The 14,444-nt window shown below is 71.5% G+C and carries 12 protein-coding genes, 1 pseudogene and 1 riboswitch; of the genes and pseudogenes, 8 read left to right on the forward strand and 5 right to left on the reverse strand.

Going from position 1 to position 14,444, the window contains the following annotated elements:
• Positions 1-80: 80 nt before the first annotated feature.
• Positions 81-1,085, reverse strand: coding sequence for a hypothetical protein (locus ACIA8K_RS07545; RefSeq protein WP_396056059.1), 1,005 nt, complete (start codon positions 1,083-1,085; stop codon positions 81-83).
• A 37-nt stretch (positions 1,086-1,122) separates the two neighbouring features.
• Between ACIA8K_RS07545 and ACIA8K_RS07550 the strand changes: the two genes are divergently transcribed.
• Together ACIA8K_RS07550 and ACIA8K_RS07555 are read left to right on the forward strand one after the other, a co-directional pair.
• Positions 1,123-1,827 (forward strand): hypothetical protein, encoded by a 705-nt coding sequence (locus tag ACIA8K_RS07550; protein ID WP_396056061.1) that lies wholly within the window; start codon positions 1,123-1,125, stop codon positions 1,825-1,827.
• A 135-nt stretch (positions 1,828-1,962) separates the two neighbouring features.
• A complete protein-coding gene (locus ACIA8K_RS07555) occupies positions 1,963-2,562 on the forward strand; it encodes a hypothetical protein (protein ID WP_396056063.1) in 600 nt (199 codons plus the stop codon).
• 422 nt (positions 2,563-2,984) lie between these two features.
• Here the strand turns inward: ACIA8K_RS07555 and ACIA8K_RS07560 are convergent, their stop codons facing one another.
• The gene (locus ACIA8K_RS07560) at positions 2,985-4,469 is read right to left on the reverse strand and encodes a C40 family peptidase (RefSeq protein WP_396056065.1); all 1,485 of its coding nucleotides are present in this window, start codon (positions 4,467-4,469) and stop codon (positions 2,985-2,987) included.
• A 300-nt stretch (positions 4,470-4,769) separates the two neighbouring features.
• On the opposite strand from ACIA8K_RS07560, the gene ACIA8K_RS07565 reads away from it, so the two are divergent.
• The 6 genes and pseudogenes from ACIA8K_RS07565 (at position 4,770) to ACIA8K_RS07590 (ending at position 10,398) form a co-directional block, all read left to right on the forward strand.
• Complete coding sequence (locus ACIA8K_RS07565; protein ID WP_396056067.1) at positions 4,770-5,465, forward strand: hypothetical protein; 696 nt, start codon at positions 4,770-4,772, stop codon at positions 5,463-5,465.
• A gap of 67 nt (positions 5,466-5,532) precedes the next feature.
• Positions 5,533-5,865: a DUF4229 domain-containing protein gene (locus ACIA8K_RS07570; protein ID WP_396056069.1), complete on the forward strand. Its 333-nt coding sequence runs from the start codon at positions 5,533-5,535 to the stop codon at positions 5,863-5,865.
• 125 nt (positions 5,866-5,990) lie between these two features.
• A pseudogene (locus tag ACIA8K_RS07575) lies at positions 5,991-7,286 on the forward strand (M14 family metallopeptidase); the annotation flags it as partial.
• Positions 7,287-7,371: 85 nt separating this feature from the next.
• A riboswitch (cobalamin riboswitch) is annotated at positions 7,372-7,415 on the forward strand.
• A gap of 93 nt (positions 7,416-7,508) precedes the next feature.
• Entirely contained in the window at positions 7,509-8,447 is a 939-nt protein-coding gene (locus ACIA8K_RS07580; protein ID WP_396056071.1) for an ABC transporter substrate-binding protein, read from the forward strand.
• Positions 8,444-9,460, forward strand: a complete 1,017-nt coding sequence (locus ACIA8K_RS07585) for a FecCD family ABC transporter permease (protein ID WP_396056073.1) — start codon at positions 8,444-8,446, stop codon at positions 9,458-9,460. Before ACIA8K_RS07580 ends, ACIA8K_RS07585 begins: the two co-directional genes overlap by 4 nt.
• Positions 9,461-9,477: 17 nt before the next feature.
• Positions 9,478-10,398 carry an ABC transporter ATP-binding protein gene (locus ACIA8K_RS07590; protein WP_396056702.1) on the forward strand — a complete coding sequence of 307 codons (921 nt, stop codon included), beginning with the start codon at positions 9,478-9,480 and terminating at the stop codon, positions 10,396-10,398.
• Between the two features lie 59 nt (positions 10,399-10,457).
• On the opposite strand, the gene ACIA8K_RS07595 is transcribed toward ACIA8K_RS07590, so the two are convergent.
• The 3 genes from ACIA8K_RS07595 to ACIA8K_RS07605 form a co-directional block, all read right to left on the reverse strand.
• Positions 10,458-11,213 (reverse strand): VOC family protein, encoded by a 756-nt coding sequence (locus tag ACIA8K_RS07595; RefSeq protein ID WP_396056075.1) that lies wholly within the window; start codon positions 11,211-11,213, stop codon positions 10,458-10,460.
• Positions 11,214-11,263: 50 nt separating this feature from the next.
• Positions 11,264-12,517: a hypothetical protein gene (locus tag ACIA8K_RS07600; protein ID WP_396056077.1), complete on the reverse strand. Its 1,254-nt coding sequence runs from the start codon at positions 12,515-12,517 to the stop codon at positions 11,264-11,266.
• Between the two features lie 93 nt (positions 12,518-12,610).
• A complete protein-coding gene (locus tag ACIA8K_RS07605; RefSeq protein ID WP_396056079.1) occupies positions 12,611-14,413 on the reverse strand; it encodes a glycoside hydrolase family 15 protein in 1,803 nt (600 codons plus the stop codon).
• Positions 14,414-14,444 lie beyond the last annotated feature (31 nt).

Raw genomic sequence — 14,444 nt, forward strand, 5'->3', positions numbered from 1 at the left:
CGGTCCGGGGGCATTCCTGGCCTGTAGTGGCGGGGCTCACTGTGGAACCTGCCTGGCGTAACGCACGAATCGTTCTTGCGTTACTGCCCGAACAACCCCTTGACCAGGTCACCGAGCACGATCGAGGCGATGATTCCGACGACCAGGATGGCCGCGGCGACGCCACCAAAGATGACCACCACACGGGTGGAATTATTCGAATTGGAATTGTTGGTCCACCGTTGCGGCGACAGGATGTGCCCGGTCAGTGACCCGGTGTTCTCGATCGCCGGATTGACCGGCACACCCCGCCCGGACGTGTCATCCCGACGCGCCGGCGGCGAGTACACGGTGCCGGACTCGCGGCGCTGACCGCGGGCCCACTGATTGTATTCCGCGGACGCGGCCACCCCGTGCGGGTCGTCCGGGCTGTCCGTCGAATACCCACGCGCGACAGGCGTCACATTAGCGTCACTGCGCTGCGGCCACTGACGCCCGGCCGGACCCGTCTCGGACACCGGCCAGGTGCTGTTCGGCATGTCTCCGGACCGGACCTGCGAGTGCGCGGCCGACGACGACGTCCAGGTGGTCCCGACCGCGGGCGGCGGCGGGAACGGTGGCAGCGGGGACGGCGACGGGAACGGCGGGCCGGGCGGCGTCGGAGGAGCGGGCGGCATCGGCACCGGCGGCCCCGGGTGCGGGCCCGGCTGACCGGGCCGGTTCGGGTCCGGGAACGGCGTCGGCACTGGACCAGGCCCGGGTGCGGGCGGTTCGGCCGGCTGCGGCGGCTCCGGCGGACGCGGCGGCTCCATCGGATCCGGCTTCTCGTCCGGCTCGGTCCCGTTCGGCGACCCGGCCCGGTAGACACGCGGATACCCGGTACCCGAGGTGCCCCCGCTCACGGCGCCGCCTGGCGCATCCGGCGTGATCCGATTCATCCCGGGTACGGACGCGCGCGCCCGGGTCGGCTCACCCGGCACGGCACTCCCGGACCGCTGTGCGGGAAGCGAGTAGTCAGGCTGCACCGGCGCCGAGGCCGCCCCGGCCGCGGACAGTCCGTAGGAGGTCGGCGACGCGGCCCGGAACGCGGGCGGCCCACTCGTCACGGGCGGCGAGGAGACCGGCGCCGCGTAGTCCGGCGCCGTGGACGCTGGCGGCCCTGAGACCGACGCGCTGCCACCGAACGCCGGAAAGGGTGTGGAGCCCGGCGCGCCGCCGGAGAGCGGCACGGGCGAATCCGAGGCCGGCGTGCTGCCGAACGCGGGGAAGGGTGCGCCGCCGGAGGCCGGGTTCGTGGCCGCGGGCGGTCCGGAGACCGGCGTGCTGCCGAACGCGGGGAAAGGCGTGCCGGAGACCGGATTCGTGGACGCGGGCGGTCCGGAGACCGGCGTGCTGCCGAACGCAGGGAAAGGCGTGCCCGACACAGGTGCGTCGCCCGAGTCCGGCGTCGTGGACGCGAAGGGCTCGGAGACCGGTGTGCTGCCGAACGCGGGGAAGGGTGTGCCGGAGGCGGGTGCGCCGCCGGAGACCGGGTTTGTGGACGCGGGCGGTCCGGAGACCGGGTTTGTGGACGCGGGCGGTCCGGAGACCGGCGTGCTGCCGAAGGCCGGGAAGGACGTTGCTGCGGGCGGCCCGGAGACCGGGGTGCTGCCGAAGGCCGGGAACGGCGAGGGGGAGAGCGTTGCGCCGCCCGAGTCCGGTGTCCGGAAGGCCGGAGCCCCGCCCGAGACCGGCGCCGGGGAAGAGGCCGGAGGCGCCGACACGGGTGCGCCGGTGTCCGCCGCCGACGTAGACGCGGGCGGCGCGGACGGAACTGGAGGCGCCGACACCGGCGCCGGGTCGTCGTGACCGAAGGCGAGCGCGCTCGGCCACGCCGCGGGCTGCACCCCGAGCGGTGACGCGGACGCGGCTGCCGAGATAGGCGCCGCAGCATCCGTGGACACCGGGCTGTGCCCCGGCACAGTGCCGGGAGAAGCGGGAACGATGACCGGGGAAGCCGTGGAGTCGTCGCCGGTGGAGGAGGCCGACCCGGCGCGCGCCGACGGGCCGGCGAGAGGAGCCGAGCCGGCGGACACCGGCGAGTCCGCAGAAGGCGTCCTGCCCGTCGAGGGCAGCGAGTCATCGGGACGCGCCGTGGCGTCCAGAGGCGCGGTGCGTGGGGTCGGCACGCCGACGTCCACCGCGCGATCCGCCACCGCATCAGCGGCAGACGGGGCGGGAACGGACGAAACCGGCTTATCGGCCTCCCGGATCGGGGACGGCTCGCTCTGGGCGGTAGCGACCGCCGCGTTCAGCGAGGCGTCGGCGGTCTCCCGCTTCGGCATGGCGAAGTTCGACCAGGCGGACGCGCCGCCACCGGACCCAGCGGCTGCGCCGCCACCCGGAGCGGCGGTGCCACCGGAGGCGAGCCCACTGGAGGCAAGCCCACCGGAGGCAAGCCCACCGGAAGCGAGCCCGCCAGAAGCGACGCCATCGGAAGTGATGCCACCGGAAGTGAGCCCGCGGGAGATGACGCCACCGGAGGCGTCGGCGCTGCCGAAGGCGCCGCCCGCCGGCGCGTCGGCACCACTGGAGGCGGCCTGACCCGGCCCGTCCCCGGAGAAGTCGGCGAAACCGGGAGCCGAGGGCACGTCCGGCGTCGTGAACGCCAGCACCGGCGCGGGCGTTATCGACCCTGATGCCGGTTTCAGTGCCGTACCCGCCGACAGCTCGCCGGAGGGCGCGGACTGCTCGTCGGACGCCTCCGCCGGAGTCGCCAGATCGCCGGCCCGGTAGGTCCGCCCCTCGGCCGGCTGCCGGACCGGAAGGGCCCCGAAACCTGCCGGGTCACCTGCGGCCGTACCAGCCACGGAAGCGCGTCCCACCTGGGCACGTGCCACCGCCGCCGGGCTGCTCTCGGACGTGTCAGCGCCCTGCACCCGATCCTCGCTCATGACCATTGCCTCCCACGCTCACCCTCGCATAAACGTGCCATACCCGCGAGCCACGGGACAGGCGACCCGGGGTCAGCCGTTCGCGGACGATGAGGCCGCGGCGGAGGCGCTGCCGGATGCGGAGGACGACGCGCTGCTGGAGGCCGCCGCGCTCCGGCTGGCCGACGCGCTCGCCGAGGCGGAGGCGCTGGCCGATGCGCTTGCCGACGCGCTGTTGGACGGCTCCACCGAGGGGTTCGACGGGGGACCGCTGGGCGTGACGGACGCCGACGGCGTCGGGGACGGCGGGTTCGGGTTGGTCGGCGGCGCGGTGGTCGGTGTCGGAGTGCCCGGCGTCGGCGTCGGGGATCCGGGCGTGGGTGACTTCGTCGGGTTCGGCGCCGGCGTCGGGGTGGGCGTCGGCTTCGGCGTGGTGTCGCCCTTGTCGGGCGCCTCGACCGCGCCGAACACGCGGGTGGCGGCGAAGAACCGGGACCAGTGGATCGACTGCACCTTCACCACCTCGCCGGTGGTCGGTGCGTTGATCATCTTGCCGTCGCCGACGTACATGCCGACGTGGTAGACGTCGCTCCACCGGTTGCTGGTGCTGAAGAAGATCATGTCGCCGGGGAGCAGCGCGCTCTTCGAGACGGTCTTGCCACGGGTCGCGTAGTACTGGTCGTTGGCGACGCGGGGGAGGCCGTAGTAGCCGACGCTGCGGTAGGCGGCCCACATCAGGCCGGAGCAGTCGTAGGTCTCCGGGCCCTCGGCGGCCCACTCGTACCACTTGCCGCGCTGTGCCATGGCGAACGCGAGCGCGGCGAGCGCCTTGGGGTGGGCGGTCATGCCGTCGGTGGTCGTGTTGTCCACGTAGTCGGCGCCGAGTGCGGCCTCGGCCGCGTCCTGCTGGGCCGCGATCGCGGTGAGCTCGTCCTCGTGGGTCTTGCGGAGCGTGAGCAGCGACTGCTCAAGCGCCTTGAGGCTGTCCTGCATCGAGGTGAACTGGGCGCGGATCTGTGTCTCGGCGGCCAGCGCGGCGTCGCGCGCCGTCATCGCGGCGAGCGCGGCGTCCTGCGCGCGGGCCAGGTCGCGCGCGGCTCGTTCCGCGTCGTTGTCCGAGTCGCGCGGCACGCGCCAGAGCGAACCGATCTTGTAGAGGTCGGAGCCGAACGTGCCCGGCGGGAGCGCCGCCTCCTCCTTCAGCGCCTCGCTCGCGGCGCTGTCCGTCGCGGCCTGCGCGGTGGCGAGCGCGGCGCTCGTGGCGGTGACCTGCTGTTCCGCAGCAGTGACCGCGGCGGTGGCCTGGCTTACCTGCTCTTCCATCGCCAGCAGTCGCTGACCGGTCTGGTTGACCTCGGTCTGCTTGGCCTCGAGCTCGGCCGCTATCGGGTTGCCGGTGAGCGACGTGTTCTGCGTGACGCCGCCGGGAGTGGTGGTCGCGGCGCCGGGGAGCGACAGCGCGCCGGTGGCTGCGGGACGGGAGCCGGCGTCCGGGATGCCGGGGATCGGTGGTGCCGCGTACGCCGGCGAGCTGACCACCGCGGCGAGCGTCGCGCTTACCACCGCGGTGAAAATCACCGGTCGCAGCAGCGGAGAGGGTGCGGCCCGATGGCGTCCCACATGAGAGTTCTGACGCATACCAATCCCCACGTGCTCGCCGGCCGATCCCTGAGGATCATCCCGGCTCGTCCCGTTCCCCCTAAGGGTGTACCTCACACTGCCATAGAGTGTCGATCGCTCTATGCCGATACGTCGCTGTGAACTCGCTGAGATTCGCGCGATTTGCACGGATAAATCGGAAAGATCGTCGCGATCGGACGGAGGCGGAGCCCCTGCGGCCGCCTGATCGTTCAGGTTCCGGCCACGTACGCTCGGGGCATGGAATCCGGGTTGAAGAGTGCGCTTGAGCAGAGGGTCTACGCCGGCGAGCGGCTCACTCGAGATGACGGAATAGTCCTCTTCGGTACTGACGAACTCGCCTGGCTGGGCAGGTTGGCACACCACCGCCGGACGACGTCGTACAACGATCGGGTGACATTCGCCGTCGATCGTCCCATCGACTCACGTGAGATCGCCTACGGCGCCGCCGGCGACCCCGCCGCGCACCTGGTGGACTCAGTGCTAAACCTTCGTGAACTCTCCGGCGGCGTCACCGCGGTGCTCGTCAAGGAGGACGGCGCCCCGGCCGACGCGCTGCGCACCTTTGCGGTGGCCCGCCTCCTGCTCGACCCGGCCGCACACCTCACCGTCGACTACGCCTCGCACGGCCCGGCCCTCACCCAGCTGCTGCTCAACTACGGCGCCGACGACCTCAGCGACATCCCGGCCGCCGCGGAGGAGGCAGCGGAGGCCGTGGAAGCGAAGACGGCCGCGGCGGAGACCAACGGGCCGCGATGGCGCAGCGCGGACAAGAACGCGCTTGAGCTGGACGCCGAGCGTGAACTGCTGGAGATGATCTGGGACGCCGGCCTGCGCCCGGTCGAGCGCGACGCCGCGTTCGCCGTGCTTCACGAGCACGACGCCCCGGTCCCGCTCGCCGACCGCCGCGCCGAACCGCAGCGCATCTGGGCCTGAGCGGCGGTGCGCGGCCGCTGCCGTACCCTCGAAGGGTTGTGACTTTCGGCTGAGGAGATGGGGCGCTGTGGCTGCGATCAAGTACACGGCCGGCCGGATCGTTCTCTTCGCGGCGTTCTTAGCGGCGTTGTGGTTCGTCGACCTGGACATCTTCATCAAGCTGATCGTCGCGTTGCTGCTCTCCGCGGTCGCGTCGTTCTTCCTGCTCGGCCGCTGGCGCGACGAGATGGCGGTCGATCTGGCCGGCCGTGCGGACAAGCGCAAGGCCGAGCGCGAGCGCCTCCGCGCCGCCCTGGCCGGCGAGGACGAACAGCCCGGCGACAGCGAACAGCCCGGCGAAGCCGACCAGGCAGGCCGTCCGGTCGAAGGCCGCCCGGAGAAGGCCGATAAGGCCGGGTAGCGCGGCGCCGGACGACCATGTCACCGGCGGGATGATCGCTTTGGGATATCGAAGCGTATTGAGACGATCACGGTACGGATGGTGGAGTACCCGGAAGCACCTCCACACCCCCAGGAGGCTCCACCGTGTCCAGATCCCGCTTCCGCCTCGCCGTGGCCGCCGCTGCCGCCGTGGCGCTGGTGCTCACCGCGACCGGGCCCGCGTCCGCGCGCCCCTCGGAGCCACAAACCGGCCCGTCCACGCAGTACACAGTGAGTGGTGTGCGCACACCTGACGCGCGTAATGCGGTCGCCCGGACCGGCGCGGCGATCGACGCCGTCCAGGAGCACGGCGTGCTCACCGTCTCCGCCACCGCGGCCGAGCTGCGGTCGATCCGCGCGCTCGGCTTTACGGTCACGGCCGTGACGCCGCCGGCCGGGAGCGAGGTCGGCACGCTTGACTTCCCGTCCGCCGACTCGGCCTACCACAACTACGCGGAGCTGATCGCCGTCGTGAACCAGGTGGTCGCGGATCACCCGGCGATCGCCCGGCGGACCAACATCGGCACGTCCTACGAGGGCCGCGCGCTGCCGGTCATCAAGATCTCGGACAACGTGGCGACGGACGAGAGCGAGCCGGAGATCCTCTTCAACTCGCAGCAGCACGCGCGCGAGCACCTCACCGTCGAGATGGCGATCTACCTGCTCAACCTGTTCACCGACAACTACGGCACGGACACGCAGATCACCAACCTGGTCAACTCGCGGGAGATCTGGATCGTGCCGACCGTCAACCCGGACGGCAGCGAGTACGACATCGCCACCGGCTCCTACCGGTCGTGGCGCAAGAACCGGCAGCCGAACAGCGGCTCGTCGTACGTCGGCACCGACCTGAACCGCAACTGGGGCTACAACTGGGGCTGCTGCGGCGGCTCGTCCGGCTCGCCGTCGTCGCTGACCTACCGCGGCCCGTCCGCCTTCTCCGCGCCGGAGACGACCGCGCTGCGCAACTTCGTCAACGGCCGGGTGGTCGGCGGCGTGCAGCAGATCAAGGCGAACATCGACTTCCACACGTACTCGAAGCTGGTGCTCTGGCCGTACGGCTACACCACGGCGAACACCGCGACCGGCATGAACGCGGACCAGTACAACACGTTCGCCACGCTCGGCACGCAGATGGCGAACCTCAACGGGTACTCGCCGGAGCAGTCCTCCGACCTCTACATCACGGACGGGGACAGCCTCGACTGGATGTGGGCGACGCACAAGATCTTCGCCTACACGTTCGAGATGTACCCGGGTGAGAGCGGCAGCGGCGGCGGTTTCTACCCGCCCGACGAGGTGATCCCGGCGCAGACAGCGGTCAACCGCTCGGCCGTGCTGCTTCTTACCGAGTACAGCGACTGCCCATACCGGATCATCGGCAAGCAGTCCACCTACTGCTGACCCCGGCGGTATGACGCAGGTCCCGGCCGCATCGGCCGGGGCCTGCACTAGCGTCTGGGGTAAGAAACCGTCCCGCAGCGAAGTCCGGTGTGAATCCGGCGCTGTCCCGCAACTGTGAAAGCCAGGTCGCCTGCGGAGCACGGTTGCGATCATCGCCCTCGCGGAACCGGGGCGCATCGCGTGATGCGTGCCCGCTCCGCCGTCGAACCGGAGGTGGCTGTGGCGCGCGGACGTCGTACCCTCGCAGCGTTTTCGTTGATTTTCGCCCTGACAGCGGCGGGCGGGTGTGCCGGGGACGACGGGCGGACCAGCCCCGCGGAACCGGGTCCGTCGCAGGCCGGGGCGTTTCCGGTCACGGTCGGGAGCGTCACGCTCGACGCACGGCCGGAGAAGATTGTTTCGCTGTCGCCGACCGCCACCGAGGTGCTGTTCGCGATCGGGGCCGGGCCGCAGGTGACTGCCGTCGACGACCAGTCCGACTTCCCGGCGAACGTGCCGGTCACCGACCTGTCCGGCTTCCAGCCGAACGCGGAGGCGATCGCGGCCAAGTCGCCGGACCTGGTGGTGATCTCCAACGACATCAACGAGGTGGTCAAGGCGCTGACCGCGCTGAAGATCCCGGTCTACCTGGCCCCGGCCGCGACCTCGCTCGACGACGCCTTCCGCCAGTGGCGCGAGCTTGGCGCGCTGACCGGGCGGCCCACCGACGCGGAGTCCCTGGTCCACAGCGCGGACACGCAGATCACCACGCTTGTCGACGCGCTTCCGAAGCGGGAGAAGCCGCTCACCTACTACTACGAGCTCGGCCCGGAGCTGTACTCCGCGACGTCTACCACGTTCGTCGGCGCGCTGCTCGGCCGCGCCGGGCTGACAAATGTGGCCGATCCGGCCGACACCAACGGTTCCGCCGGCGGATATCCGCAGCTCAACCAGGAGTTCCTGGTCAAGGCGAACCCCGACCTGATCTTCCTGGCCGACGTCACCTGCTGCGCGCAGAACGCGACGACGGTCGGCGCCCGGCCCGGCTGGAACACGATGACGGCAGTGACGGCGAAGCAGGTCGTGGGCCTCGACGACGACATCGCGTCCCGCTGGGGCCCGCGCGTCGTCGACCTGGTCCGCGCGGTCACCGACGCGGTGGCCGCGGTTCCGGCGTGAGCCGTTCCCGGCCGCTCTGGTGGGCGGCCGGCCTGATCGCGGTGGTCGGCGCGGGCCTGGCCGGTCTGGCGTTCGGGCCGGTGCCGCTGCCACCCGCCGCTGTCGCGACGGAAATTCTCAACCTCATCCCGGGGGTACGGGTGGAGAGCGGCCTGAACCCACGCGAGGCGGCCGTGCTGCTGCAACTGCGGCTTCCGCGCGTGGTCCTCGGCCTGCTCGTCGGCGCGATGCTGGCGCTGGCCGGCGGCGCCTACCAGGGCGTGTTCCGGAACCCGCTCGCCGATCCCTACCTGCTCGGCGTGGCGGCCGGCGCCGGGCTGTCCGCCACCGCGGTGATCGCGCTGGACGGCCCGCGCACGCTGCTCCCGGCCGCCGCGTTTGCCGGCGCGCTGGCCGCGATCGGGCTCACCTACCTGCTCGGCGCGGCCGGCGGCGGCGACCGGTCACCGGCCGCGTTGATCCTGTCCGGCGTCGCGGTCGCCGCGTTCCTGCAGGCCGGGCAGGTTTGGCTGATGCAGCGGCACGTGGAGGACCTGCGCGAGATCTACTCCTGGCTGCTCGGCCGGCTCGCCACCGGCGGCTGGGGCGACGTGCGCCTGCTGCTGCCGTACGTGCTTGTCACAGCGGTCGTGGTGCTGGCACACCGGCGCGAGCTGGACGTGCTGACCGTCGGCGACGAGGAGGCGGCCGGGCTGGGCCTGCACCCGCAGCGCTCCCGGCTGATCCTGGTCGCGGCCGCGTCGCTCGGCACCGCGGCCGCGGTCTCCGTGTCGGGCCTGATCGGCTTCGTCGGCGTGATCGTGCCGCACGCGGTCCGGCTGCTTGTGGGCGCGTCGTACCGGGCGATCCTGCCGCTGTCGATGCTCTTCGGCGCCGCGTTCCTGGCGCTTGCCGACCTGATCGCCCGCACCGCGGCCGCGCCTGCCGAGGTGCCGATCGGCGTGGTGACCGCGCTGTTCGGCGCCCCGTTCTTCGCGCTGGTGCTGCGGACGAACCGGCGGGTGGCGCTGTGACCGGGGGCGGGGCGGTGATCGCCGTTCGCGGGCTGCGAGTGGTGCTCGGCGGTACGGCCGTGCTTGACGGCGTCGATCTGACCGTGGCGGCCGGCGAGTGGGTCACGATCATCGGGCCGAACGGCGCCGGGAAGTCCACGCTGCTGCGCGCGCTGACAGGTCTCGTGCCCTACTCGGGAAGCATCTCACTGGGCCCGATTCCGGCGGATCCTGGTGATTCGCCGGACGGCACCTCCCGGGACTCTGCCCCGGCATCTCCAGGTGTTCCGCAGGGCGGCGTCCCGGTAGGCTCTGTTGCCCCGGACCGCGGTGTCCCGGTGGGCTCTGTTGCCCCGGACCGCGGTGTCCCGGCGGGCGGCATCGAGGTCACCGCGTTGCGACGGCGCGACCGGGCCCGCCGGGTGGCCACGGTCGCCCAGAGCCCCGCGGTCCCGCCCGGCATGACGGTCCGCGAATACGTGCTGCTCGGCCGCACCCCTTATGTGCCGCCGCTCGGCCGCGAATCCGCCGCCGACCTCGCCGTCGCCGACGAGGAGATCGCCGCCCTCGACCTGACCGCGCTCGCGACCCGTCCGCTCACCACCCTCTCCGGTGGTGAACGGCAGCGCGCCTTCCTGGCCCGCGCGCTCGCCCAGCGTGCCCCGTTGCTGCTGCTCGACGAGCCGACAAGCGCCCTCGACATCGGGCATCAGCAGGACGTTCTCGACCTCGTCGACCATCTGCGCCGCGCACGCGGGCTGACAGTGCTCGCCACCATGCATGACCTGTCGATCGCCGGCGAGTACGCCGACCGGATGGTCCTGCTGGCCGCCGGTCGCGTCGTGGCGGCTGGAACCCCGGCCGAGGTTCTCACCGAGGAACTGCTGGCCGTGCACTACCGCGCCCGCGTCCGGGTGCTGCCCGGCGAACACGGGCCCCTGGTCGTCCCGATCCGCTGAGCAGATCGTCAGCCCTGGAAGCCGTTCCAGCCCTGAAGCGGTTTCAGCCGTGAAGCCGTTCAGCCCTGGAAGATCGAGAAGAACGCGCCCTGTGGGTCGTTGAGGGTGGCGAAGCGGCCCCACGGGATGTCGGTCGGCTTGACCGCGACTGTGGCGCCGAGCGAGGTCGCCTGGGCCACGCTCGCGTCGCAGTCCGCGACGCCGAAGTAGACCATCCAGCGCGCGGGTGCGGGCTCGTCGACCGGCACCAGGCCGCCGATCGGGCGCCCGGCCGAGTCCCAGGTGATGTAGTCGCCGTCGGACGCGGTCCAGCCGAAGACGTCGCCGTAGAACCGCTTCGCGAGCACCGGGTCGGGGGTGGACAGCTCGTTCCAGGCGAGCGCGCCCGGGACGTTGAACACGGCGGCACCGGCCATCTCACGGGGCTCCCAGGCGGAGAACTCGGCGCCGGACGGGTCAAGGAACACGGCGGTACGCCCCTGCGTCATCACGTCGTACGGCGGCTTCTGCACGGCGCCGCCGGCCGTGGCCACCCGGTGCGCGGTCTCCTCCACATCGTCGGTGAGCAGGTAGGTGCACCACTCGTTCTCCTCGTCGAGCCCGTGCAGCGGCCCGGCGCCGGCGACCGGCGCGCCGTCCAGCAGGAACATCGTGTACCCGCCGCCGCCCGGCACCTCGGACGCGGTCCAGCCGAAGAGCGCGCCGTAGAAACGCACCGCCTCCGCCACGTCGGGGGTACTCAGATCGGTCCACACGGGCGTGCCCGGTCCCCAGGCCGCGCGCCCCTGACCGGGGTGAACGCTGTTATCCGTCATGTCCCCATGATGGACGAAGGCCCCCGGCGCCGGGGGCCTTCGCGGCGAAATCAGAGCAGGTGGGCGTAGCGGTCCGGGGGTCCGCTCCAGGCGACGTCCGGCTCCAGCAGGACGGCCCAGTCCGGGCGCCACTGCGGGGAACGGCGGGTCATCTCCGCGTTCAGCTGGTCCAGCCACGGGCCGGTGATGCCGTCGTACTCCCACCAATCCGGCCAGGAATCCCAGCGCCGTTCCGTGTGGTACCTGTCCGCGGTCGTCTCCAGGCGCAGGAACAGCCAGCGGCCCCGCCCGCCCTCGTCCTCGGCCGACCACAGTGCGCGGGCCAGGTCGCTCGCCTCGCGGAACAGCCGGAACGAGTCCTCACCCTCGCGGGTCGCGGGCGCGTGCTCGCCGGGCTGCTCGCTGGCGCCGTCGATCTCCAACTGGAACTTGACCGAGCAGCGCCCGTCGCCGGCCGGGGCACGGCCGCGCGCCCACTCGACCAGCTCGGTCAGCTGCGCCGGTGGCGGGTAGATCGGCTCCTCCGGCCGGTGCAGCTCGCCGGACTGGCGCATCGCGGTCCAGACCAGTTCCTGGTGCTGCTCGTCGCTGAGCCGGCGGGCCCGGCGGCGAACCGGCCGGGCGGGCGTGGCCGGCGCGAACGGGGCGGTGCTGCCAGGTGTGCCACCACCCAGCGCGGCCGCGGCCACACCGGCGCGCGGGTCGGGGCGCACCGCGGTGACCCGGCCGAGCAGGTTCACAAGCAGACCCTCGTGCACCGAGCGCTGGTACGCGCCCGCCAGCAGCTGATCCGCGGCGACGTTCACCTCGACGCGCTCCCGGACCGGGTCCGCCGGGAAGTGCCGGCCCCAGCTGAACACGATCTCGCGAAGTGCCAGCAGCGCCTGCTCGTCGTCGATGACCTCGCGGATCGTGGCGAGCAGGCCGTCGTCACCGAGGTCCGGCGGGTAGGCGACGCGGTGCCAGGCCTTCTCGTACCAGTAGACGTAGCCGAGTTGGTTGACGTTGACGGCCCGGGTCAGATCCGCGTACGGCAGCCACTCGGGCGCGCCGGCCAGCAGGTCGATCGGAGGGCTGTGGTCCACGGTCCGGCTGTACTCGTGGTCGTACCCGAAGAGCACCGCCCGTTCGCCGTCGATCAGCATCAGCCGGGACCAGTTGCCACCGTGATCGTCGTGATGCGCGCCGGCACCGTCGATCCAGTACACGTCCCGGTATCCGATCGTCGCGAGCGCGGCCGCCTGCGCGACCCACCGCGCCCACAACTGTGGGGGCGCGTCGAGGTCAACAGTAGTGATCTCCATGTGTACAAAGGTGCCACGGAACATCGACCGAACGGACACCCGCCCGTCGCGTTGGCGACTTCGATGCCTTCCGGGCGGGGGCCGAGGGCGGCGTTACCTGTCCAGCGCCGCGTCCAGGTTGACCGCCGCGGAGATCAGCGCCAGGTGGGTGAACGCCTGCGGGAAGTTGCCCAGCTGCTCGCCGGACGGCCCGATCTCCTCCGCGAACAGGCCGACGTGGTTCGCGTAGGTAAGCATCTTCTCGAAGATCATCCGGGCTTCCCGGACCCGGCCGGCCCTGGTCAGCGCCTCGACGTACCAGAAGGAGCAGAGGTTGAACGTGCCCTCCTGCCCGGCCAGCCCGTCGTGGCCGGTGTGCGCGTACCTGTGGACCAGACTGTCCGACGCCAGCTCGTCCGAGATCCGGTCCAACGTGGACAGGAACCGGGGATCCGTCGGGCCGGAGAACTTGACAAGCGGCATGACGAGCAACGACGCGTCAAGCAGCTTGCTGCCGGGGTGCATCACGTACGCGCCGATCTCCCGGTCCCAGCACGAGTTCTGCACGAACCGGTACGCCTGGTTGCCGAGCTTCCGCCACCGTTCGATCGGCGCTGGAAGCCCCCGGTCACGGGCCAGACGGCAGGCCCGGTCGTACGCCACCCAGGTCATCAGCGCGGAGTAGGTGAACCGCTGCCGTGGCCCCCGGATCTCCCAGATCCCCTCGTCCGGCTCCTGCCAGTGGGTGGCCAGCCAGTCGAGCCGCCGGGACAGGTGCGTCCACAGGTCGTAGGAGATCGGCACCTCGCGGTTGTAGAGGTAGACCGAGTCCATCAGCTCGCCGTACACGTCGATCTGCCGCTGGTTGACCGCGTTGTTGCCGATCCGGACCGGCGCGGAACCCCGGTACCCCTCCAGGTGGTCGAGGGAGAACTCCGGGATCTCCGGGCTGCCGTCCACCGAGTACATGATCATGAGGTCGCGGTCCCGGTCGCGGTCCGCCTCCTCGCACCGTTTCTGCACCCAGTCCATGAACGACGCGGCCTCCTCCAGGAAGCCGAGCCGCATCAGCGCGTAGATGGTGAACGCGGCGTCGCGCAGCCACGCATACCGGTAGTCCCAGTTCCGGATGCCGCCCAGCTCCTCCGGAAGCGACGTGGTCGGCGCCGCCACCAGCGCGCCGGTCGGGTGGTAGACAAGCAGTTTCAGCGTCAGTGCGGAGCGTTGCACGGTCTCCCGCCAGCGCCCCCGGTACTTGCACTGACTCAGCCACTTCTGCCAGAAGTCCGAGGTGCGCACGAACAGCTCCTCGTTCTCGCCGTCGGTAAGCGGGCGCACCTCGCCCTTCCACTCCAGCTGGATCTCCACGGTCTCGCCCTCGTCAAGCGTGAACGTGGCGCCGACGCCGTTCTCCTCGATCTTCAGCGGCACGCTCGTGCGCAGCACGAACCGGCCGGCCGCGGACGTGAACACCGCACCGACGCCGCTGACCAGCTCGACCGTGTGCGACACCCGGCCGTAGTCGAACGCCGGATGGCAGGCCAGCTCGAACGTTGCCCGCCCGCGGACCGCGCGCGCCCTGCGTACCAGCAGGTCACGAGCGGCCGCGGTCTCCGACGTTTCCGGAACCATGAAGTCGACCACCTCGCCGACGGCTTCCGCGCCGACGAAGCGGGTGACAAGGATGTTCGTCTCCGGCAGGTAGAGCTGTTTCGGCCGGGCCGAGGCCCGGCTCCTGATCGAGAAGAAACCACCCTTGCGGGAGTCGAGCAGGGAGGCGAAGAGCGACGGCGCGTCGAACCGGGCCGGGCAGTACCAGTCGATGGTCCCGTCCGTGCCCACAAGCGCGACGGTGCGCAGGTCACCGACGATGCCGTGCTCCTCGATCGGGAGATAGCCGTTGCGGGGGAGTGTCATTGTCAGTCCTCTCGCTGGGGCTCGCTCCCTA

Origin of the sequence: Catenuloplanes sp. NPDC051500, from assembly GCF_044454585.1 — a bacterium.
Lineage (GTDB): Bacteria > Actinomycetota > Actinomycetes > Mycobacteriales > Micromonosporaceae > Catenuloplanes.

Bases quoted from the DNA above. Each gene is read 5' to 3' on its own strand.
- ACIA8K_RS07565 (WP_396056067.1), top strand. From the start codon at position 4,770: ATGGAATCCGGGTTGAAGAGTGCGCTTGAGCAGAGGGTCTACGCCGGC.
- ACIA8K_RS07600 (WP_396056077.1), bottom strand. From the start codon at position 12,517: ATGGAGATCACTACTGTTGACCTCGACGCGCCCCCACAGTTGTGGGCG.
- ACIA8K_RS07555 (WP_396056063.1), top strand. From the start codon at position 1,963: ATGACCGGGGAAGCCGTGGAGTCGTCGCCGGTGGAGGAGGCCGACCCG.
- ACIA8K_RS07595 (WP_396056075.1), bottom strand. From the start codon at position 11,213: ATGACGGATAACAGCGTTCACCCCGGTCAGGGGCGCGCGGCCTGGGGA.
- ACIA8K_RS07605 (WP_396056079.1), bottom strand. From the start codon at position 14,413: ATGACACTCCCCCGCAACGGCTATCTCCCGATCGAGGAGCACGGCATC.